Raw genomic sequence first — 23,727 nt, 5'->3', positions numbered from 1 at the left:
TGAACAATCGCTCATTTGGTCAAATTAAACAACTTACTTTTTTATAATATTAAGCGGTTTTTTATTGTATTCATCTTCTGCTCTGAATTATGATGAATGTTTAATCATGCATAATATTTATTACTCTTGGATAAGGGTATTTATCATTAAGGGCAGCTGATGCCATACTCACTTCGTGAACTTTCATTTTCTTCCTTCCTGAAATTTTTCATTCTATTTACGATCATTGTTTCGATATGCTGCTTTATTGGAATTGCATCTCGGCCCCTTAGTTTTCTGGCTTTTTTCTGGCCGGCCAATTCAGTTTTATTAGGATTACTGGTTCGCTATCCTCAAACACGTAAGCTCGGTACTTTTCTTGGTGCATATACTGGATATGTTATTGCCGACCTTATTCAAGGTACACCATTTTTACTGACTATTATCCTAACAACATCTAACTATATTTATGTTGTTACCTCTTTAGTGCTGTATCTATGTTTAAGTCAACACATTAGATCTGCTCATCGTGGTTATTCTTACCTTTTTTTATTCGGGTTATGTGGCATAGGCAGTTTAGTTGGCGCTTTATTTGCCGCAACTTTTGTGCCTATGTTTAATACCAAGTTTATGCTTGGCAGCTTTTGGGCTGAGTTTGGTTACTGGATGACATCAGAACTACAAAATGCCCTACTCTTACTTCCTATACTGCTCAACATCCCTGCTTACTCCCAGATAAAACGTTATTTTAATGGTCATCGGGAGCATATAAGCATTATCGACTTATTGCCTTTTTTAGCTGTATTAATTTCAATTACAGTAAGTTATTACGACTCTGGGCCAGGTTCTTTACTCTATCCAATCGCAGCTTTAGTTTGGTGTGCTATACGCTACAAACCTATTGTGGTCGCCCTAATTACCTCATTTACCAGTGCTTATATTATTTACCATGTCTCTGGGCATTATTTATTACTTTATCCAGAAGATTACCTCAGCAATACCATTTCAATTCGTATTGGCTTAATTATGATGACGCTTGCACCTCTGACTGTTTCTAGCATTAGTGCACTTCATTCTGAGTTAATTCAAAAACCCCAACATGCTATTGCCCATGATGAGCTCACATCTAGTTTAACTCGACGTCAATTTTTACAATCAGTTCGTATACTTCAAGAAAAAGTTCAAAAGGAAAATAAAACATCTGCTTTTTTTATGCTGGATGTCGATCATTTTAAAAAAGTAAATGATAGTTATGGCCACTTAATTGGAGATAGAGCCTTACAAACCTGTGTAACCACTATACAAAATATTTTGCACCCTCATGATTTACTAGGACGTTTTGGTGGCGAAGAGTTCGCAATTTTTATTCCTGATACCAATAAAGAAGCCGCTTTTGAGCTCGCCGAAAGAATACGTACCAAGATTAGCCAGCAACCGATTTATGTTTATGGGAAATTACCTATTTTTGTACAGGTCAGTATTGGTATAAGTCTATATTCACCAAATCACCATCGGTCTATTGAAAGCCTGTTTAAAGAAGCCGATGACGCACTCTATCAAGCTAAACGCCAAGGACGTAATCGGGTTTTTATTTCTTTGTAATATTTTAAAGTCATCATCTAGTGTAATGAATTTTATACAATAACTTCTGTTTTTGCCATGTATGCTAATAACAGATAATAAGGAGAAAAATGTATGAATCTAGAATATACGCATAAACCAGACTATTACTTGTTCGCGCAATTACTCGTGCGACATATAGAAAGCTATATTCAAAAACATCCAGATGCAGATAATGCCATTTTTGACTTGAGAGATGTCTATGAAATTTTTAGACAAGATTTCGCGTCAACCACGACAAACCTAGAAGGCATTTTACATATTGCAGATTCATATAAAGTTGAAACTTTGAATGGAGACCAACCTCTTATTCAAAAATATCAAATTGATGCTAAAAATAATTCGCTGTTAATTGACTTTAATACCGATGCTCTCAACAGTCTAAGAAGCGGCAAACCGATTTTGGAGCCTGACGCGACTCAACTATAAATCAACCAATAAAAAAGCACCTTATGCAGGTGCTTTTTTATTGGCTTTTAATGGGGGTTGTTTAAATCGATGTGCAGGCCAAGTCATAATAAAACGTGCCCCACCCAAACTTGGGCTTTCATCAACTTTAATTTCGCCACCAAACCAGTAAGCAATACGACTTACAATTGAAAGTCCCAGACCATAACCACCAGAGGCACGCGTACGGCTGTCATCTAAACGCGCAAAGGCTTCAAATACACGCTTACGGTCTTGTTCAGGGATACCCGGCCCATCATCTTCAACACAGACAAAAGCCATGCCATCACTGTGAATACCACCAGTAATACGCACTTTATTATCACAATAACGAACCGCATTTCCGACCAAATTTTGTACAACACGGTGAAGGTAACGACGCTCTGCATCCACCTTGACATATAAAGGTGGTGGAACGAGCTCAATCTCTTTCTGCGTTTTTAAAGCTTCAGTTTCAACAGCAACCTGATCCAACACTTCAAACAGCACAATTTCTGCAAAATCTAACGAAGGTGTGCCCTGCTCTAGTTTTGCATAAGTCATAATTTCATCAATCAAGGTATTGAGTGCTTCAATATCTTTATCAATCATGTCGACCTGATGCATACGATGATTGTAGTCATCTTCTTCGGCCAACATTTCCGTACCAAAGCGTATACGTGCTACTGGCGTTCTCAGTTCATGAGACACGGCACGCATTAACTCACGTTGAGCTTCAATTAAACGCTGAATATGATCAGACATATTGTTATAGCTTGAAGCCAAGTTTGCCATTTCGTCACTTCCTTCAATAGGAACACGCAATGACAAATCACCCGATTTCATACGGTTTAATGCATAACGCACTTGTCGAATTTTGCGCTCTAACGGCAAAATCAAACCATAGACACCTAAACTTAATAAGAACAAGCTAAATAAGGTAATACCCGCAGAAAGCTGTAAAGGCATCCAGTTAAACATTGGAACAGGGCCTAACACCAAAACTTGCGTAGGATGGTTCGGAATTGGAGAGACAATCGAAATAGTTGTACCACGTACTGTTGCACTATCTTTGTACAACATCACGCTTTGATCTTGGCGTAAACGTCCAATCTGTTCAGAATCCAGATTTATATCTTGAATGTTTTGAATATTGATTGGATATGAAAAATGTTTTTGAATCTTGGCAAGATACTCTTGTTCCTGACACGGATAAAACATGAGGTAGTCGAGTACAAAAATAGGAAGAGCCTTCATTTGGCGTTCACTAATTTTGTCGACTTTTATAGATAGATAATGCTGCGGGTCGTCACGCAAGCCAATAATCACATAAGCAATACTATTGCTTGCATCGTAACGAACTACAGATTTTTGTGCTTCGATCCGTTTTTTCTCGGTTCGAGACAGTTCAACCTTACTTGCATCGGTATAGTAAATTGGAAGTTCGAGCAAATCAGATGCGTCAGAAATCCAATCTATCTTTTGCTGCTTCCCAGGTTGTCGAGCGACCCCTTCACTAATGACATAAGAAATACCATCAGTTAAAGATTCTCGGTATTCTTGCGCGCGTTGGTAGTTGATAATTTGTACCAGTAAATACCCAAAAACAGCCACCAAAACAACAAGAATTACCAGCCCCGCATATATTCGCAGGAATATACTGTGTTTAAACACTCGACCAACCTTATAGGAAGTTTAATCAGATTTTACAATCCATTGGTTTCTTTAACAAACAAGTAACCTTTACTACGTACAGTTTTAATACGTTTTGGATTTTCAGGATCATCGCCAATTTTTGGACGAATACGCGAAATACGCACATCGATTGAACGGTCTTGACCATCGTATTCGATACCACGTAAACGTTCGAAGATATCTTCGCGCGATAAGATACGACCAGCGTTTGATGCAAGCAACCATAACAAGTCATATTCAGCACTTGTAAAGTCAACAAGTTCACCGTTTAACGTTACAGAGCGGCCGCCATTGTCGATGACAAGGTCGTCAAACTCAATACGTTGTGCAACTTCATCTTCAACAGTTTTATCTGTGCGACGTAATAGTGCACGAATGCGCGCTAACAATACACGTGGCTGAACTGGTTTAGCGACATAATCGTCAGCACCCATTTCCAGACCAAGTACTTGGTCCATGTCTTCAGTACGTGCAGTCAACATTAAAATAGGTTGATGGTAATGTGGACGAACTTCACGACAAACGGTTAAACCATCGGCACCTGGCAACATGACATCCAAGACCACAAGATCTGGTTGTTCACTAATAATACGACGAATTGCACGGTTACCATCAGTTTCCACACCAACTTCCAAGCCGTTGCGGATTAAGTATTCTTGAGTTAATCGTGCTAAACGCTCGTCATCTTCAACGATCAGAATCTTTGGTAACTTTTCTTCTTGGCTCATATCATTGCCCCTATAAATCTCATTACATGCATCTTAAAAATCTTGCAGATACATTCGTTTATCATTTGCAATATACACACGTTTACATTGTAAACAAGTAGGCGTTCACCAAACTGATACATGACAACCATGTTTTGTTGCATTTTATTAATCTTTGAATTTCCAAGTATTTTTAATATCTGTTTATTGTTATTAAAAGTCATAATCTATTCATATTTCCTATGTATGAATATTAAACAAATTATTTCTTGGCGGAATTTAAATTCATTCAAGTGCTTGTTTTTTGAGTTATCCACAAAGTTATCTATAAGCGTTTTTTAATAGCTTTGGTATGCTATATCCCGACAAATCATACAGATAAAAAATTACTAAAAAGTCAAGATTGATCTAGCTTAAAAAATCCCGTATCTTGTGTTGAAAATAAACTTTAACTACTAAGTCTTGTGTTTATCCCTCAAATATCGTGGCATGTTTTTTGCTCGGTTCAAACGGTCTATGAACATAACAAAAGTGACAATGGAGCTATGCTGGCATGAGCGTAATTACTTCGACTCCCGGTCAAATTCAGGTGATTAAACGCACTGGAGATGTTGCTGCATTTGATGCAGATAAAATTTCTGTTGCGATTGGTAAAGCTTTTCTTGCTGTGGAAGGTCAACAGAGTTCGGATTCTAGCCGTATTCACGACCGTATTACCCAGTTGACGGAAATGGTTTTAAATACATTTACTCGCCGTTTACCATCGGGCGGTACGATCCACATTGAAGAAATTCAAGATCAAGTAGAACTTGCTTTAATGCGTACTGGGGAACAAAAAGTTGCCCGCGCTTATGTGATTTACCGTGAACAACGCGCTAACGCTCGTCAGCAAACAAACTCAAACCACCACCCTACTTTACAAGTTACTGACGCGAACGGTCAGCTTCAGCCACTTGATTTAAGTGCATTACAAGCTACAGTTTCTAAAGCAGCTGAAGGTTTGGAAGGTATTGACGTTCAAGCAATCGTAGATGAAACCGTTAAAAACTTATATAACGGCGTAAAAGAAAGCGATATTGCTACAACCATGATGATGGCAACACGTACCCGTATTGAACAAGAACCAAACTACACTTACGTAACTGCACGTTTGCTCTGTAATGAATTAGTGGGCACAGGTTTAGCTTTCTTAGGCCTACCAACTGATACTGCTGAAAACAATGCACTCGAAGCATTCTTGAAAAAAGGTGTAGAGCTTGATTTGCTTTCACCTGACTTGCTTGACTTCGACCTAGAAAAACTAGCAGCAGCAATTCAACCAGAACGCTCTAATCAGTTTACCTACTTAGGTTTACAAACTCTATTTGACCGTTACTTCATTCACTCAAACGGCGTTCGCTTCGAGTTACCACAATTATTCTTCATGCGTGTGTCAATGGGTCTTGCACTCAATGAGCAAGATAAAGAAGAGCGTGCAATCGAGTTCTATAACTTATTGTCTAGCTTCGACTATATGGCTTCTACGCCTACCCTGTTTAACTCAGGTACATTACGTCCACAGCTTTCAAGTTGTTACTTAACAACGATTGGCGATGACCTTTATGACATTTATGGTGCAATGCGTGACAACGCGATGCTTTCTAAATGGGCTGGTGGTTTAGGTAATGACTGGACACCTGTACGTGCCTTGAACTCTTATATTAAAGGTACAAATGGTAAGTCTCAGGGTGTTGTTCCATTCTTGAAAGTTGCGAACGATACTGCTGTTGCCGTAAACCAAGGTGGTAAGCGTAAAGGTGCTGTATGTGCATACCTAGAAACTTGGCACTTAGACATCGAAGAGTTCTTAGAGCTTCGTAAAAACACTGGTGATGACCGTCGCCGTACACACGACATGAACACTGCGAACTGGGTTCCAGACTTGTTTATGCAACGTGTATTTGAAGATGGTGAATGGACACTCTTTACCCCTTCTGAAACTCCAGATTTGCACGACTTAACTGGTGCTGAATTTGCTGAGCGTTATGCTTACTATGAGTCTGTAGCGAAAGAAACTAACATGCTACACAAGAAAGTGCGTGCTAAAGATTTATGGCGCAAAATGCTTTCTATGTTGTTTGAAACTGGTCACCCTTGGATCACGTTCAAAGATGTATGTAACTTACGTTCACCACAACAACACGTTGGTGTAGTTCACTCATCTAACTTATGTACTGAAATTACCTTGAATACAAATCAAGACGAAATTGCGGTATGTAACTTGGGTTCGATCAACCTTGTACAACACGTTCAAGGTGGTGTGTTAGACCGTGAGAAGTTAGCTCGCACAATTAAAACAGCAGTACGTATGCTCGATAACGTTATCGACATTAACTACTATGCTGTACCACAAGCGAAAAACTCTAACTTGAAACACCGTCCTGTAGGTATGGGTATCATGGGCTTCCAAGATGCGCTATACGAGATGGGTATTGCTTACGGTTCAGACGCTGCTGTTGATTTTGCAGATGAATCAATGGAAGTGATTAGCTACTATGCGATTGAAACTTCAAGCAACTTGGCTGTTGAACGTGGTTCTTACTCAACATTCAAAGGTTCATTGTGGGATCAAGGTATCCTTCCAATCGACTCTTTAGAAATTGTTGCGAAATCTCGTCCAGAGCGTATGTTCGAAGTTGACCGTACTCAACGTTTAGACTGGGACACTTTACGTGCCAAAGTTCAAAAAGACGGTATGCGTAACTCAAACGTGATGGCAATTGCTCCAACGGCAACCATCTCGAACATTTGTGGTGTTTCTCAGTCTATTGAGCCAACATTCCAAAACTTATATGTGAAATCTAACCTGTCTGGTGAGTTCACTGTTATTAACCCTTACCTTGTTCGTGCCTTGAAAGACCGTGGTCTTTGGGACACAGTAATGGTTAACGACCTTAAACACTTTGAAGGTTCAGTACAAAAAATTGCTCGTATTCCTGAAGAATTAAAAGCAATCTTTGCTACTGCGTTTGAAGTAGATACACGTTGGATCGTTGATGCTGCATCACGTCGTCAAAAATGGATTGATCAAGCTCAGTCACTTAACCTTTACATCTCTGGTGCAAATGGTAAGAAACTTGACATCACATACAAGATGGCATGGTTACGTGGTCTTAAGACAACTTATTACCTCCGAGCTTTAGGTGCGACTTCTGCTGAAAAATCTACAATTAACACAGGTGCTTTAAACGCAGTTAAACCTGCGACTGTTGAAGCAGCTCCAGTTGCTACCCCTGTTGTAGAAGCGAAGAAACCAGAAGCAGCGGTTGAAGAAGAAGGCTTTACCCAAGCAGCTCCTGTACCAATGGCTTGCTCAATCGACAACCCTGATTGTGAAGCTTGCCAATAACATTCAATAAAATTGCTCTTTTTCACTAAAGAGCAATTTTAAAAGAGGTAAAGATTATGCTTTCTCATCTCAGCCATAATTATATGCTTGGTGTTGGAGTATTAATCTTTGCCTTTATTTTCTTTTATATGCCGATGGTTTACGCATTCATTACGATACGTAAGCAACAGCGTAAGCAAAATAAGTTGTAGTGAGTAGAGACCAAAGGCCCAAAATTTGGTCATACCTTAATAAAACTTAATTTTGTTTACACATTAAAAGCGTATAGTAGGGACATCTTCGTTTAAGAGATGTCAAATATAGATATATACAACGAAGAGAGAACAAAAATGTCTATCCTTAGTTGGGACGATTTTGAAGATGATTCGCAAAAACCGGCTGCACCTGAACACAAGTCTGCGGCCATCCAACCGGAAAAAACGCCAGATTCGCAGAATGTATCTACTGCGCAGCCATCATCGCCGAGCGTGGCAGCTCCACAATCCGCTGGAACCCATTCCGTGCGACCAACAGTTGCCTCCGATACAATGGCTAGAGCCTCTGCAGCCTTAGAACATTTAGACGTTGCTCCTGGCCTTGAAGAGCTAGAAATGGGCGCGCAACGCGTTCAGGTTGACGACAAAGCCATGATTAACTGTCGCGCTGACTTGAACCAGCTTGTTCCATTTAAATACGAATGGGCTTGGCAGAAGTATCTTGACGGGTGTGCAAACCACTGGATGCCACAAGAAGTTAACATGAACCATGACATCGCGCTTTGGAAGTCTGAAAATGGCTTAACCGAAGATGAGCGTACTATTGTTATGCGTTCTTTAGGTTTCTTCTCGACTGCGGACTCTTTGGTTGCGAACAACTTGGTATTGGCGATTTACCGTCACATTACTAACCCTGAATGCCGTCAGTATATTTTGCGTCAAGCGTTTGAAGAAGCAATTCATACTCACGCTTACCAATACTGTATCGAATCTTTAGGTATGGATGAAGGCGAAGTCTTCAACATGTACCGTGAGATTCCATCTGTTGCGCGTAAAGCATCTTGGGGTCTTAAGTACACTCAATCTTTAAGTGACCCTACTTTCCACACTGGTACTCCTGAAAACGACCAACGTTTACTTCGTAACTTGATCGCATTCTACTGTGTACTTGAAGGTATCTTCTTCTACTGTGGCTTTACTCAAATCTTGAGTATGGGCCGTCGTAACAAGATGAACGGTGTTGCTGAACAGTTCCAATACATCTTGCGTGATGAGTCTATGCACTTGAACTTTGGTATCGACATGATTAACCAAATCAAGATTGAGAACCCTCACCTTTGGACTGCCGAGTTCCAACAAGAAGTGATTCAAATGATTCTTGAAGGCACAATGCTTGAAATCGAATATGCACGTGACACAATGCCACGTGGTGTATTGGGTATGAACGCAAGCATGATGGAAGAATACTTGAAATTCATCTGCAACCGTCGTTTATCTCAGTTAGGTTTACCAGAGCAATTTGCTGGTGTAACCAATCCATTTGCGTGGATGTCAGAAATGATGGACTTACGTAAAGAGAAGAACTTCTTTGAAACTCGCGTAACTGACTACCAAACTGGTGGTGCGTTAAGCTGGTAAGTTTCGACTTAGTTAATTAAGAAAAAACCGCTATCTATTAGCGGTTTTTTATTTAAGACATATTTCATTAAATTAGAAAACAACAGATAAAATAAAGAACAAAATCAACAATATAGAAATTTAAAATTTATATTAATTTTAACTGGCTAAAATAAGCATTTTTAATATTCAGACACTAACAACCACAAATCCAAAACATATTATAGACAATAAGAGCTGGAGCATTTACAGGATAAGTACCACTATCCAGCACCTTATAGAACCTACTCTTATATTTAATAGTTAATAATTTTTCCTTTCGGCTAACTACTAAACCAACTCTATAAATAAAATAAATAGAATCATTATTAGTTATTCGTCTATATACAAATTGCACAGAATCTTCTTTTTGAATTTTTGAATGATCAACTACAATAAAACCATTACATTTAGAGCACTTCCATTTCTTTAAATCAATACTCTTATCCATATTTAATTTTACCAGATCATAAAAATCAACTACATAGCTATCCAATATAACTGTTAATAAATTAAATTTATTTTATATAACACATACAACAATATGAATAAAAAATAAAAATATCAATATGAATTTAATTTTAAAATTAATTTTTAATTTAATACGTATTAAATTAAAAATTAAAACACAATTTAATACGCAACAAAAACTAAATTATTTCAATCCATTATTAAATTTGATATTACTCATATAATTAATCATTGGATTTTTCAATTACTCTTTGGATTACAGTCCTTGAAACAGCAAGATCCTTAGCTAAAGAATATACACTAAATCCTTTTTTAAATTTATTAATAACATCCTGTTTTTGATCATTCGTTAATTTTTCAGGCCTACCAACCTTTTTAGATAATCTATAGTTCTTTTGTACAGATTGATCAGATATGAAAAGTTTTTCAAAAAAAAAACCCATTTCGATAAAATGGATAAAGCTATTTTTAATATCTCCTTTCAACTCACCATTTGCATAATCCAATATAATTAATTTAATTTTCTTTTTTTCAATTAAAATAATTGTAGATAATATTTCTTTAAAACTATTTCCTAAACAATCAATACCTTTAACAATTAGAAAGTCACCCTCCTCCAAGGAATAATTAATTAGATTAAAAAAAATATTCCGTATAGTAATAGACTTATCTACTGATACTAATTCAATAATAATTCTATTTGGATGAATTTTATGATTAAAGCTTGCTAGTACAGAAATAAAAGATTCTTTTTCTTTTTGTAAATCGTCAATATTTGGATTTATTCGTATATATGCATAAATACGCATAGCCATGCCCCCTCTTTCTTATCCCTTAGAGTAATGTGAAGTATGTCTAATAAAGTAAATTAAAATAAAAAAATACTTTTAGATCTTCACTTATTGATTTTTATACAATTAGTTTATTAATTTCATACTTTTATAGTAGTGTAATTATTTTAATATTTCTACTATTTTTAAAATTCAAACCTTCACAACAATCAAAAATATAATATCAAAAAACATTATATAAATATCAATATATTAGTAGAAAATTACTTTACTTTTTAAATTTAAATCTTATAAAATAATATAAGAACATTATAAATATAGCCAAATATTAAAAAATCAAAATCATATATATTTAAAATATTAATAGAAAATTTCAAATTATAAATTTTCATAAACCATCCTACAAAGATGTTTTAAAACTATGTTTTTTATTTTTAATAAATTTAAACATATAGTTAAAAACAAAACAAAAGAAATAAAAAAACACCTATATATCATATATATAAAAAAAACACCAAAAATTACCCGATTATCTAAACTCTATTTTGTTATGTTATGTATATTCAAATCACTCAAATAAAAAAATAAAACTAGATTTTAATATTAGATTAATATTAAATTTAGAAAGACTTAGTAACAAGGTAATTAAACATGAAAAAAAACACCCCTAAAAAAACAATAAAATTATCAACCAATACAATAATAATGATCAAAAAACTGATGAACAGTGAAGCTTCAATTGTGTATTTAATTAATATGTTTTAAACACTGTATAGTACACTTTTGTGATTTAGTTCATGTTTTTTTTAAAAAAATAAGATGCTAAGATTTGTTTTGTTTTTATTTGATTTTGGTGTTTTTAATATGCGTACATATGCCTATGTTAGAATAGAGCCTAATTTGCAATTTGAATTTTCTAGATATATCTCTTTTTTTAGTGAATATGGTTATAAAATTCAAAAGAATAGATTAGTAGTAGAAGAAGTATCTGTTGATAAATCTATTATTTATAGAGATAAATTTCTTAACTTAATAAGTTATTCATTAGAAGAAGGTGATATTTTAGTGATAAAAAGCATGGATTGCTTGGGTAATAGTTTTGAAGAAATTTTAGGTATAGTTGATAAAATCGATCAAAAAAAAATCCGACTAATATGCTTGGATTACTCTAAGAATGAAATTAACGGTGACTTGAAAATTTTCTTCCTTCATTTTTTAAAATTATCAGCTGAATTTGAGAAGTTGTTCAAGTCTGACAATAAGAAGTTCAAAGATCACAAACCAACAAGAAAGGTTGGTAGACCGGAAATATTAAATAATGAACAGAAAAATAGAGTGATTGAATTGTTTAAAAAAGGCTATAGCGTATATTCACTCGCTAAAGAATTTTCAGTTACAAGAACTGTAATTCAAAGAATCTTAAACAATGCCACAAAGAGTAATGTATTGTAATTATTTAAATTTCAAACCTATTAAATACATATGGAATAATATAAAAGGGAATAGTAATGAAATACATTTTATTAATAAGGGTTAATCCTCTATAGAATATGAATGATAGAAATATTGAATATTAAACCTCAGCAAGTAAGATATTGATATATATATACATATATTTATAATATTATTATGCTTAAAATTTAATCTATATAATTCACAGTAGCTCTATATTCTGTTGCTTTTACCATATAACTTTAAAAGTATCTTTTATTATCATTACTCTTCTCAATTAAACTAGGTTTAATTAATTTTATAAGTCCAAAAACGATTTACTTTCAATTGGTTATAAAAAATATTTTATATAAAATATAATTTATGTGCATTTACTATTGATTATATTATATTTACAACGTAAAGTTGTTTTCCACGAAATAAATTAAATTAACTTTCAAGAAAATCTTGATAATATTAATGTATTTCAAATTTTAGCTTAACAATTTAACCATTTAAGATTTATAAATTTCAGTTTTTAATAAAATAGTTTAATGTTTTAAAGCATTATTATGAAAATTTATTTATTTTAAAGTAAGATAAATTCTTGATATGAATGATTTTTTCTGGAATTCCTCAATAGACTCAGCAACAGTTGAGATTTATATTCCTAAAGGAATTGGACCTTTTCCAACAATTATTATTTTTGATACAGGTTTAATAAAAAATACAAGAACTTATGCTACTTTCTATGCAGAAAAAATGAAAGAAATAGGTTTTTCCGTTTTTATAGTAAAATTAAATTTAGATAAAAAAATAGAAATAGGTACGATAATAGAGTATATTTTAAACCAAAAGGAAGTAAATAGTAACAAGGTCTACTTAATAGAAATTGAAAGAAATAATTTGATAGATCTTAATATAGAATTATATAAAAATTATTTTCAGGGTATCACTTCAATTAATTGCTTTAATTTAAATAATTAATTTTTTTAAAGAAAGTTTTCTTGAAAAAATTGAATAACTTATAAGGAGAGTAAGCTACTAAGGCTTAGTCTCCACTATTTACTTAATTATCAAAAACCATGACTAACAGATGATTTAGAAACATAAATTGAATTTTTCGGATTTGCATCTTCTATCCAACACGATTTAGAGATATTAATCTCATCACCACTTACTAAAGTAATCTTTGTTTGCTTCACATCGCTACTAACATTACTCGCAGCATAGTAATGATGTTTATCACAAATCACTGTCTTTTTATGATTATTTGCATATTGAGTAGCTTTATCTACTGTGACCTCACCCGTACCTAAGCTAGGATGGCCTGATTTTTCTGCTATTAAATACAATTTATGACTAGCGATGGTATTAATAGAAGCTAGTCAATAAACTGATTGATGTCCATATGGTTGATTTACTCACCCAGATAGAATCATTGTTAAGGAAAATACTATTTGAGTTAGAATTAATTTCTTCACTAATTTTAATCCTCATATTAAATATTTAAAAATCTATTTTTATAAAATCCATCTTAAATTAAAATTTATAGAATTAGGATTATCAATAATAGATATATTTTTAAAAAAGTTTAAGTAAAATTTAATTTCAATCTCGAGTTAAAATAAGAGAATTTAATACAATTTTAAACTCTTCATTAATTAAGAAGAGTCCACACCCTACAAGGCTGTGGACTTAGTGAATATCACTTAAACCTGAAATACGAGGATAATTATCTAATAAACATCCTCATGATTATATTCACATGAGAACTAATCACTATCAATTAAAAATTAATTAAGTTCAAAATATTTTATTCTTGAATAAAAATTATCCTTATCTTACATACAATAAGACTATCAATATCTTGGAAAGTGTTTTAAATATATGTTTTAAATACACGTAATCCATTAATTAAATTTTTAATATTTCATCAAAAATTATAAATTTAAAAACTCTTTCTCATCGGAATTTAGTTCTAGGCCAGATTCAATTATTGTTTTCTTAAGACATTTAAGAATTATTGAAGAGTTATAAAAGTTATTATATTTATTTAAAGGAAGTAAAAATTTTTTATCATTTGCTACCAATGATAAATTTGATAAAAAACTTCTCATAAATATATAACCAGAGAACGAATTATCTTTAAAAACCAAAGTACCATCAATATATTTACGTTTCTTTATACTATCTGGCAAATTTAATTGACTATCATTCATTTTATTAGACAAAAAAGCTAACCTATACCATAGCTTATTGTAAGGTATTTTGTAAATATTATTTTGTAAACTACTGATATTAATTGGTAAAAGAACCCCACCCTTTTTATCAATATCATCTTTTCTTAATAATCTTTCCGACCAATTTGCCATACCTTCAAGATACCAACTTGATTTTAATGGACTATACCCGTATTGATAAAGATGAAATATCTCATGAGCAACAACGGTCCAGTAATTTCCTGGAAAGTTTTTTAATCTGCTGTTTAATTTGATCAATAATGCTTTGTCTTTTTTTACCCCATCAAAACTAGCTAGATACGGCTTATCGTAAGCAATACCATTATAATTCATGCTAACCACATGAATATCAATATAATTTACTTCAGATTTATATCGAGGGCTATTAAGAGGATTAACAAAACCTAAATAGTCCAATGCATCTATAGTTGCATTAGCTTGAATTGCAATATTTTCGACATAATCTGGAATACTATTTTTATTGATATCTGTCTGCTCTATCTCATTCAGACTATAGACAACCCTAATTTTTCCAGATTTATAATATTTTTTTTCATCGATCGTCATATTTTTTTTGTACGCCGCCAAGCAATCCAAGCTCGTTAATGAGACTGAAAAAAATAAAAAAATCTTTAGAATATTATTTAAAGATAATATTTTTCCATAGTTTAAAATTATTTTCATCATTGAATCTCCATACAGATTTAGCACAGTTTTTATGGAAGAAACTTATTTTCTCTCTATTATTTAATAATTCTATAGTAGAGTTAATAAATTTCTCTGTGTCATTATCTTCGATCAAATAGCCATTATAATCATTAATAATCATTTCACTCGGACCATAATCAATATCAAAAGAAATTACTGGACAACCATTTTTTAAAGAATCCAATATAGCCATACAGAATCCTTCAGATCCGCTAGTAAATAGCATTAGATCTGCATTTTTAAGTACGGAATTTACATCAGAAACGAAATCAAGTAGCCGTACTACACCTACCAAATTATTATTTTCTATAGTTTTTATTAAGTTTTCCTTTTCAGGTCCAAAACCATAAATATCTAGGGTTGCTTCAGGAATTTTTCTATGAATTTCACCAAATAATTCTATAAGTAGATCTAATCTTTTTACTTTATCAAACCGTGCTAAGCAAACACACTTATATTTTTGTCTGGAATTTAAGCTATTTTCGAATGTTGCTCTTTTATAAAAATGGGGAATAACAGTGTAGTTTGGATAGGAACCAAATCTTTTACTAAAATCATTTTTTTGTTTCTCTGTTAAAAATATGAGATGATCTATTTTCTCTAAGTTCTCAATATAACTCTTGTAGTGAGCATTAGTTTTTGAATCTTTTTCTCTAGCTTTTGAATAATGTGCGGCATGAATAATGCCAATAACAGTAGAGTTTTCCCTTTTGTTCAACAATATATTTCTTGCAAAAACTATAGCTCTATCAATAATATAAATCTTATGCTCATTTTCACTAATTTTAGATAAAGTATATTCAAATAGTTCAATTTCCGAACTAAATTTTCGTGAAATTATGCCCCCGTCTTCATACAGATATAGACTAACTACCTTACCTTCCTTATTATAATTTCGTGATAGGACAAGATGATTATTAATATCATAGAAATCTTCTGCAAGAATTAATCTGTTACTATCTAAAACTTGTGATGAGCTTAAAATCCCTTTTTCATTAAATTTTAATCTTTTAACTATTTTGCCAGATTCAAAAATATTTATATGACTCAAAATACCTTGTTTATTTTTAACATAATATTTACAAAGCTTATTTCTATCATCAAAGACCTTAATATTGCCTAAAGTATCACTTTCAATATTTTTTTCTTCGATAGTAATTTTAATACTATCTTCTGGATTAAAATCAATTGAAAATTCATTTTTTTGATAGTAAGAATATAAATTGAAAAAATTAATATTTTCGCTTACATCTGAATCTAACAATCTACTTGCATACAAATCCTTATAAAGAAGATTAACCATAGGATTATAAGAAAGAGTACATATATTTACTTTAACTCCATTTCTACTAAATAAATCTGCTCTTTTGATTAGCGCAATTAATAGACCATTTTTTTCCTGCTTAATTGCAGGATAAAGCATATATATACCCTTTTCCTTTAACATAATAATTCTCTTATCTTAGATTTATAGGCAAAAAATTATTCTTGAAAGGTGGTTTTGCATTTTTTTGTAACCATTCGTAATAATCAAACTGAGCTTTTGCTACCGGATAAGCCATAAATCCAATTCCAGGCCCTGCATTGACTTCAAATATAGCAATATTCCCTTCTTGATCAATACCTAGATCTAAACCTAATGAATCTAAGCGCCATGAATATTGCTTTTGAAAAGCAAGTGGAAATTTTTCGAAAATTTTCTTTATACTTTTATTAATTTTTTCAAATGAGTTTGGATAATATTGCTCTAAAAATAATTTTTCACGTGTTGTGATTAATGCTCCTTGCATACCATTCGTTATATCAATATTTTTATTAATATTTACATAAGGGAAAAATTTTATTAATTTCCACTTACCACCCGCCCCTCTACTAATTTGCATCCGAAAGACTGTGTTTAGTGCGTTATTTGTAGAACTGTTGAAATATCTGCTTAGAGAATAACCTTTATTCTTAATCTCTTTATCAAAAAAACTTCTCAATTCATTTTTATTAAACTCATTTTTTTTATCTAATTGCTTTACTGTATATTTTTTATCTAAAAACTCGACAGAAAAAATTCCTTTCCCCTGATTACTTGATAAGGGCTTTAATATAACTTTTTTATATTTTTGAATTGCATCCGAAAGATCCTCAAATTTTTTACAGTCCTCAACACTTATCAAAAATTCATTAATATCTTCAATTTTTTGAAGTTTTAAATCAACATTCTTTTTTGTCCCAATTCTATTTGATGTAAAAGGAATTCTTTCTGCTAATTTTAAATATATTTCCTTATCTTCAGCCTTAACAGCGAGTCTATTTTGAATTACATTAGGAAAGTTAAATTCTTTTTCTAAAACTTGTCCATTTAATATAGTCTTGCCTAATACCTTTTCAGTTTCAAAACATACATCTTTTGCTGTAAAAACATATGCTTCATGTCCTCGACTTTGAGCAACAATGATGAAGATTTCTTCTACATCAGTTAAATTTTTTGCTGGTTTTAAAATTCCAAATACAGACATTATATTACTCCAATTAAATCATTAATCATTTCTTGATCAATCAATCTACTTTGATCATTTTTTGAATATCCTAGACAAGCAACAAGATAATTATTGCGATTTTTTACTATCTGTATGCTATTGAATACATTAGGAAAAAGTGTTCCTGTTTTAATAAATATTCTTTCATTAGAGTCAAAATCAATATTGACATAGCTTTTATTTCTTTCAACAATAATACTCTGATGACTATAAAATAAGAAAGATTCTACTTTTTTATTTTCCAACATATTAATAACTAGTTTTAATAAATCATCGATAGTTGTATATTGTTTGCTTTTATATAATCCATGCGAATTTAAAATATTTGTAAATTTCATCCCAATTCTATTTATTAATCTTTCTACATGTTCTTTATAAGAAATATTCGTTTTTTCTTCAATTACTTCTTTTAAGACTTCAGCACTCGTGTTGCTTGACTTAAATATCATATTTTTAAGCAAATCATTGATTGTTATAAGATCATTTTCAAACAAATTATAACCACTTCCAACTATTAAATTATTTTTTTTAACTCTTACAATTTCTCTTAAAGAAATATTTAAATCAAATACTAAAAATAATGTTAATAATTTTACAACTGAACCAGGTACAATTTTTATACTTGTATTCTTAGAATAAACTTCAATAATATTTTCATTATCAATAATAAAGATTGATAAAGATTTAGCAGAAATTCTCTCAATTTTTTTCATAATTGAATTAAATTCGATTAATCCTATTACTTTAGTGTCTGCGCTTGTAATAGTACTCATACTTTACTCCACTATTAATTTTTCCAATTTCATTTTTTTTATATTATTTTTTTGAAAATCAAATTCATTTAGAAACTGTTGAATATTATCTATTTCTAGACTTTGGATATCTGAAAATCCATATTCCCACCATTTCGACTCTACTAATCTATCAATAGTGTCTTCGTTAAATCTGAATTTTATAATTTTGGCTGGATTACCCCCCACAATTGCATAAGGTGGTACATCTTTTGTAACGACTGAATTTGCAGCAATTACTGCCCCATTTCCAATAGTTATTGTTGGTTTCAACAATGCCCTTGCACCAATCCAAACATCATGTCCAATATCCAATACTTTTTGTTCAATATTATTTGGTAACCTTCGAGCATTTTGATCCATCTTATTAATTTCTAAATATTTTTGATAAATTATAAAATTTCGATCATATGTTGTTGCTGAAGTTGTTAGCCATTCGTGAGGATGCCTTAAACCAAGTACCCTTACTCCCTCTGCTATTGAACAATACCGACCTACTTTAGTAGTAATTGGCAATAGAGACCAACTATAAGAAAATGCTCCCATACTCCAAATATTGTTACCGACTAAAAATGCACAAAAGGGTTCAATTTCTACTTTTTCTAGGAAATTAATGTTATCTTCATCCAAGAATCTTGAGTTACCATTACGAGTAAAATATATATGATATTCACTCATAACTTTTTTTAGCTCTCTATATTGTCTTTTCATATATCACTCAAAATAGTTATAAAAAGCTACTAAACCAGATAAATTATGCTCTTGATCATCTATTCGTGCTCTAAAACGATCATGTCTAACATAAAATGCATTCTTAATTTTATCTGGCCTAGCCATATACATCGCTAATTCAGGGTAAAAAAATCCCGTAGAACGCTGGAACTCAACTCTATATTTAATTAATTCTTTTAATTCATCAAACTTGGCTTCTTTAAACAACTCGAGATAACCATTATCTCTCATATATGAAACCATTTTATATGCTGACATCATCATTTCTAAAAATGTTGCATAAGCAGTTTTTCTATTTTTAATAAATTCCATGTGATTAAGATAATTATTCATTCCAAATCTAAAATACTTTTCCTCTGGACAGATTTTTGTTAATTCATTTGTACAATAACTCAACCAATGATCATGATATTTATCATATTTTTTTGCAATAAAATTATCAAACATTAGCTTAACAGTATCAAGTAAATCTTTATTTTTATTAATCTGATATAAACGTAGAAGCCCTAAAGCAGCTTCTCCATCATAATATACAATTCTAAAATTTTCTTTTACGCTTAATGACGGATAATTTAGAATATGGCTAGTTTGACCATATTCATTAATCATATATTGTATTCCTTTTGCTAGCATTTCAGCATTTTTCAAATACTTATCATTACCAGTTATTTCTTGATATTTAGCAAGCATAAAGATTGCAGTTGCATTTGATCCTAATTTTATTTCTAAATCTCGCTCACCATCAATCATAAACCCTTTTTCTTCTATAATTTTATAAAAATTATCAAAGGCAAATTCCATAGATTTTTCAATTTTATTTAAATATTTTTTATTAAAATCCACTTCTAATGTTTCCAATAATGCATATATCGACGTACAGTGTCGAACAGTATTATAACTCTTAATTTCTCGATCATAAGCTGGGAAATAACCATAAATAAAACGACCGTCATCTAAAATTTGATTATATAAAAACTCGGAATTATTAATAATAAGTTCTTTTACTTCGTCCTTATAATTTTCAGACTTATATCTTATTCCGTTTACAACTCCCCCAGTCTGCAAATCAATAAATTTATCATTTTCATAAAAAGCAGATACAGTATCAAAAACCCATATTTTTTTTATATCATCTAGTTTAAATACCTTAGTAATATTTTTATATTTAGATTTTATTGCATCATTAAGGTTTTTTTCATCAAAAAAATTAGGTTTATCAAAAGAAATACCTTTTATAATAGCTTTACCATATATCTCTTGCTCTAGAAAACATATGTGAAATTTATCATCAAAGCTAATTCCTTTCCTGTAGTGATTATTATGTTCCTGATTTAAAACATTAAATTCAACCTCACTCCAACTCTGTTCACTAATATTACAGACAATATCTATTTTAAAAAACTCAGGTATCCCTCTATTTTTAGAATATAAATTATCCAAGAATGAATATATTCTTTTTAACACTGTATTAAAATTTCTATCAAACGTGTTCCATACTGCACATCGTTTTTTATTATCACCAATAGATAAAAAAACACATATACTATTCTCACATTCAGAATAAGTTTTTAATTTAATTAACAACCAGATTTTTAATTTTTCTTTGAATTCCTCAAATTTACTATATGTATTAATTTCCATATCATCACTTCAAAAATCTTTTAATTATTATAACATATCGAATTTAATTTAAAAATTATTTAAACAAAATAAAAAGAGGACCCGTAGATCCTCTTTTTACTCAAACAATCAAATTAAAATAATATTTGACTATTTTGTAGTAATTCTTCAATCGTAGTATTAGTATTTTTAAGAGTCAAGAGTTCTGTAGAGTTATAAGAAGTTCCACTTCCATCTCTATCTATACTAATTACCGTGTCGTTACCTATTTGTGCAGAAGTTATATATTGACCAATATTAAGATTACTAATAGTTTGACCTGTTAATAAACTAGCTATATCAATTTTATCTCCTTGTGCTTTAGTAAAATCACTCCAAGTATCTGAACCATTTCCACCTGTAGGATCCGTCGCATTAAGAAGCTTGAATATAACTGTATCTGCACCAGTACCAGTTGTATAAACATCATTTCCTGATGTGCCAGAAATCAAATCATTTCCAGTACCAGTTTCATAATGTCTACCCAAGTTAATTGTTAATGTAGCAACATTACTTTCATCACCATTCGCAGCTATAAGTTTATAATTGAAACTTGTAGTTTGACTTCCATCCGCTGTGGCATTTGGAGTAAATGTATATGTACCGTTTGCAGCAATTTTTAATGTTCCATTACTGTAAACTAACGTTTGACCAGTAGCTTCAACAAATACACCAGCTGCATTTTCTACAAACAATTTAGTACCAACACCTCCAGTTACATCAGTACCATTACCGCTATCATCTGTAATTACATTACCTGTAGCTGGAGTAAATTCTCCAGAAGCAGTAAATGCATCATAATGTGTCACTGTTGGTTGAACTGAAGTTTGAACTGAAGTTGAATTAGTGCCATTAACAAGGAATGACTCATTACTTTCAGTACTTGTATAAATTACACGCCATTGTGTCGCCACACTATCCGCTGGTATCGAATAACTATTATCAATGATCGTAGCATTTGATCCACCTAGGAATGGATGACTATAAGTTATAGTTGGTGAAACATATACAGTTTGCCAACTACCACCTACCAATTTTTGTACGCTATAACCAAAGGTATCATTATTAGCGCCAGATGAATCAGTTGTAGTAACTTTGATAGATAAAACAGCAGAAGCATTTTTATCTACAGTAATAACATCTGAAGTATCTGTTCCAGCAACACGCGTATAGCTATAACCACCAAACAAGCTACCAGTACGAGTAACGGAAGCAGTCATTGAACCAAGATCTGCCGATTTTGTTTCAACAAAGTTTTTGTAATCTACTTGAGCGCCATTGCTGTCATTAGTAGCAACTAAGTCAACTGTGCCATCTAAAGTAGGATCAGTTGGCCAGTTAATGTCTACTTGAGAACTATCAATTCTAATATTGAGATTAGCTGTTGCTGTATTTCCATCAACATCTTGAATTATATAAGTAAACGTATCGACTTTACCTACGGAGTTAGGAATTTCCGGATTTCGGATGTATTCATAGTTCCCATTCTTATCAATATAGAGGTCGCCATAAGCACCTTCTATTTTTTGGAAACCATTAACAGATTGATCAACAGTTAATGTATTACCTGTTTCAGAAGTTACTTGAGTAACCACTAAAGGCTGACCTTCAGGGTCAACATCAGCTGCATCCCCCGGTCCTACTGGTACAATGACATTACCACTTACAACAACCTCACCATAATCAGTTGCTACACCACCTGATGGGATTGTTAAAGTTGGGAAACCTAAGCCAGTAAAGTTAAGGCCTTGATCATTTGTCATGACAATTGCATATTTACCTTCTGGTAAATTATCAATTGTTGTTCCGCCTGTATAGAACCCTACAAGCGCTGCAAAAGCAGTTCCGGCATTTGGAATATGCTCATAAAGCTCATATTGACCAGTGTTCTCATTTAAGCGAAGAACATCGAGACCTAAACTTACAATACCCACACCAGCATATAAGCCGCTGATATTAATATTGAAATCTTGCAATGTCCCTTGGGGAACTTCTACTTGCAAGGCATTATTCACAGCCCACATCCAATCCAAAATCAGACCATCATAAGAAGGCAAAACTATAGACGTTTTAGACTGTGTAGGTACTGAACTTGTAGTTGGATCAATATTAGCATCAAGCGTTGCCAAGTCATCATTCGCAACCAGATCAGAGTCCGAGTCACTGTCAGAATCAGAGTCACTGTCGCTATCAGAGTCACTGTCGCTATCAGAATCAGAGTCGCTGTCGCTATCAGAGTCAGAATCGCTGTCGCTGTCAGAGTCACTGTCGGAATCAGAGTCGCTGTCAGAATCGGAGTCGCTGTCGCTATCAGAGTCAGAATCGCTGTCGCTATCAGAGTCACTGTCACTGTCAGAGTCAGAATCGCTGTCAGAGTCTGAGTCGCTGTCAGAGTCTGAATCGCTGTCAGAGTCTGAATCGCTGTCAGAGTCTGAGTCACTGTCGGAATCAGAGTCGCTATCAGAATCAGAGTCACTGTCGCTGTCAGAGTCTGAGTCGCTGTCAGAGTCACTGTCGCTATCAGAGTCAGAGTCGCTGTCGCTATCAGAGTCAGAGTCGCTGTCAGAATCAGAGTCGCTGTCAGAATCAGAATCGCTGTCGCTATCAGAATCAGAGTCACTGTCGGAATCAGAGTCGCTGTCAGAATCAGAGTCGCTGTCAGAGTCGCTGTCGCTATCAGAGTCAGAGTCGCTGTCAGAATCAGAATCGCTGTCGCTATCAGAATCAGAGTCACTGTCGGAGTCAGAATCGCTGTCAGAGTCTGAGTCACTGTCAGAGTCTGAGTCACTGTCGGAATCAGAGTCGCTGTCAGAATCAGAGTCGCTGTCAGAATCAGAATCGCTGTCGCTATCAGAATCAGAGTCACTGTCGGAATCAGAGTCGCTGAGAGCAAAACAAGAGGGGTGAAGATCACGCGCGCGGTGGGG

20 protein-coding genes are annotated in these 23,727 nt (G+C 32.8%); 7 read left to right on the top strand and 13 right to left on the bottom strand.

The window, feature by feature from the left end:
• Positions 1-159 precede the first annotated feature (159 nt).
• The gene (locus tag MSG95_RS15125; protein WP_324645111.1) at positions 160-1,581 is read left to right on the top strand and encodes a diguanylate cyclase; all 1,422 of its coding nucleotides are present in this window, start codon (positions 160-162) and stop codon (positions 1,579-1,581) included.
• A 93-nt stretch (positions 1,582-1,674) separates the two neighbouring features.
• The gene (locus tag MSG95_RS15120) at positions 1,675-2,028 is read left to right on the top strand and encodes a hypothetical protein (RefSeq protein WP_004703515.1); all 354 of its coding nucleotides are present in this window, start codon (positions 1,675-1,677) and stop codon (positions 2,026-2,028) included.
• 21 nt (positions 2,029-2,049) lie between these two features.
• Here the strand turns inward: MSG95_RS15120 and bfmS are convergent, their stop codons facing one another.
• The 3 genes from bfmS to MSG95_RS15105 are packed head-to-tail and all read right to left on the bottom strand — an operon-like array spanning position 2,050 to position 4,651.
• Positions 2,050-3,699, bottom strand: a complete 1,650-nt coding sequence (gene bfmS, locus MSG95_RS15115) for a sensor histidine kinase BfmS (RefSeq protein ID WP_324624655.1) — start codon at positions 3,697-3,699, stop codon at positions 2,050-2,052.
• Positions 3,700-3,731: 32 nt separating this feature from the next.
• Positions 3,732-4,448 carry a response regulator transcription factor BfmR gene (gene bfmR, locus MSG95_RS15110; protein ID WP_000076440.1) on the bottom strand — a complete coding sequence of 239 codons (717 nt, stop codon included), beginning with the start codon at positions 4,446-4,448 and terminating at the stop codon, positions 3,732-3,734.
• Complete coding sequence (locus MSG95_RS15105) at positions 4,445-4,651, bottom strand: hypothetical protein (RefSeq protein ID WP_019457085.1); 207 nt, start codon at positions 4,649-4,651, stop codon at positions 4,445-4,447. The genes bfmR and MSG95_RS15105 overlap by 4 nt, the downstream gene beginning before the upstream one ends.
• 329 nt (positions 4,652-4,980) lie before the next feature.
• Between MSG95_RS15105 and MSG95_RS15100 the strand changes: the two genes are divergently transcribed.
• The 3 genes from MSG95_RS15100 (at position 4,981) to MSG95_RS15090 (ending at position 9,428) form a co-directional block, all read left to right on the top strand.
• Complete coding sequence (locus MSG95_RS15100; protein ID WP_174736550.1) at positions 4,981-7,815, top strand: ribonucleoside-diphosphate reductase subunit alpha; 2,835 nt, start codon at positions 4,981-4,983, stop codon at positions 7,813-7,815.
• A 56-nt stretch (positions 7,816-7,871) separates the two neighbouring features.
• Complete coding sequence (locus tag MSG95_RS15095; RefSeq protein WP_002120013.1) at positions 7,872-8,006, top strand: hypothetical protein; 135 nt, start codon at positions 7,872-7,874, stop codon at positions 8,004-8,006.
• 138 nt (positions 8,007-8,144) lie between these two features.
• Positions 8,145-9,428, top strand: coding sequence for a ribonucleotide-diphosphate reductase subunit beta (locus MSG95_RS15090; protein ID WP_004703550.1), 1,284 nt, complete (start codon positions 8,145-8,147; stop codon positions 9,426-9,428).
• A gap of 713 nt (positions 9,429-10,141) precedes the next feature.
• Here MSG95_RS15090 and MSG95_RS15085 read toward each other — a convergent pair.
• Positions 10,142-10,726 (bottom strand): recombinase family protein, encoded by a 585-nt coding sequence (locus MSG95_RS15085; RefSeq protein WP_324645115.1) that lies wholly within the window; start codon positions 10,724-10,726, stop codon positions 10,142-10,144.
• A gap of 846 nt (positions 10,727-11,572) precedes the next feature.
• Between MSG95_RS15085 and MSG95_RS15080 the strand changes: the two genes are divergently transcribed.
• Both MSG95_RS15080 and MSG95_RS15075 read left to right on the top strand, forming a co-directional pair.
• The gene (locus MSG95_RS15080) at positions 11,573-12,160 is read left to right on the top strand and encodes a recombinase family protein (RefSeq protein ID WP_324624653.1); all 588 of its coding nucleotides are present in this window, start codon (positions 11,573-11,575) and stop codon (positions 12,158-12,160) included.
• 591 nt (positions 12,161-12,751) lie between these two features.
• Positions 12,752-13,126 (top strand): hypothetical protein, encoded by a 375-nt coding sequence (locus MSG95_RS15075; protein WP_324624652.1) that lies wholly within the window; start codon positions 12,752-12,754, stop codon positions 13,124-13,126.
• An 89-nt stretch (positions 13,127-13,215) separates the two neighbouring features.
• On the opposite strand, the gene MSG95_RS15070 is transcribed toward MSG95_RS15075, so the two are convergent.
• From MSG95_RS15070 to MSG95_RS15030, 9 genes are all read right to left on the bottom strand, one after another.
• Positions 13,216-13,494: a hypothetical protein gene (locus MSG95_RS15070; protein ID WP_324624651.1), complete on the bottom strand. Its 279-nt coding sequence runs from the start codon at positions 13,492-13,494 to the stop codon at positions 13,216-13,218.
• Positions 13,495-14,082: 588 nt separating this feature from the next.
• Positions 14,083-15,069 carry a hypothetical protein gene (locus MSG95_RS15065; protein WP_324624650.1) on the bottom strand — a complete coding sequence of 329 codons (987 nt, stop codon included), beginning with the start codon at positions 15,067-15,069 and terminating at the stop codon, positions 14,083-14,085.
• Entirely contained in the window at positions 15,023-16,537 is a 1,515-nt protein-coding gene (locus tag MSG95_RS15060) for a glycosyltransferase (protein WP_324624649.1), read from the bottom strand. Before MSG95_RS15060 ends, MSG95_RS15065 begins: the two co-directional genes overlap by 47 nt.
• Positions 16,538-16,547: 10 nt before the next feature.
• Complete coding sequence (locus MSG95_RS15055; RefSeq protein WP_324645109.1) at positions 16,548-17,597, bottom strand: YheC/YheD family protein; 1,050 nt, start codon at positions 17,595-17,597, stop codon at positions 16,548-16,550.
• Positions 17,597-18,391, bottom strand: a complete 795-nt coding sequence (locus MSG95_RS15050; RefSeq protein WP_324624647.1) for a serine hydrolase — start codon at positions 18,389-18,391, stop codon at positions 17,597-17,599. Before MSG95_RS15050 ends, MSG95_RS15055 begins: the two co-directional genes overlap by 1 nt.
• A gap of 3 nt (positions 18,392-18,394) precedes the next feature.
• Positions 18,395-19,120, bottom strand: coding sequence for a CatB-related O-acetyltransferase (locus tag MSG95_RS15045; protein WP_324645108.1), 726 nt, complete (start codon positions 19,118-19,120; stop codon positions 18,395-18,397).
• Between the two features lie 3 nt (positions 19,121-19,123).
• Positions 19,124-20,782 (bottom strand): poly alpha-glucosyltransferase, encoded by a 1,659-nt coding sequence (locus MSG95_RS15040; protein ID WP_324624645.1) that lies wholly within the window; start codon positions 20,780-20,782, stop codon positions 19,124-19,126.
• A 113-nt stretch (positions 20,783-20,895) separates the two neighbouring features.
• Entirely contained in the window at positions 20,896-22,929 is a 2,034-nt protein-coding gene (locus MSG95_RS15035; protein ID WP_324645106.1) for a type I secretion C-terminal target domain-containing protein, read from the bottom strand.
• The coding region (locus tag MSG95_RS15030) for a hypothetical protein (RefSeq protein WP_324645105.1) at positions 22,860-23,727 on the bottom strand (868 nt) is incomplete at its 5' end. The genes MSG95_RS15035 and MSG95_RS15030, both read right to left, overlap by 70 nt.

The sequence above is a fragment of the Acinetobacter sp. IK23 genome (genome assembly GCF_035615275.1).
Classification (GTDB): domain Bacteria; phylum Pseudomonadota; class Gammaproteobacteria; order Pseudomonadales; family Moraxellaceae; genus Acinetobacter; species Acinetobacter seifertii.
The sequence above is the reverse complement of the archived record's forward strand: the minus strand, read 5'-3'. Positions and strand labels throughout refer to the sequence as shown.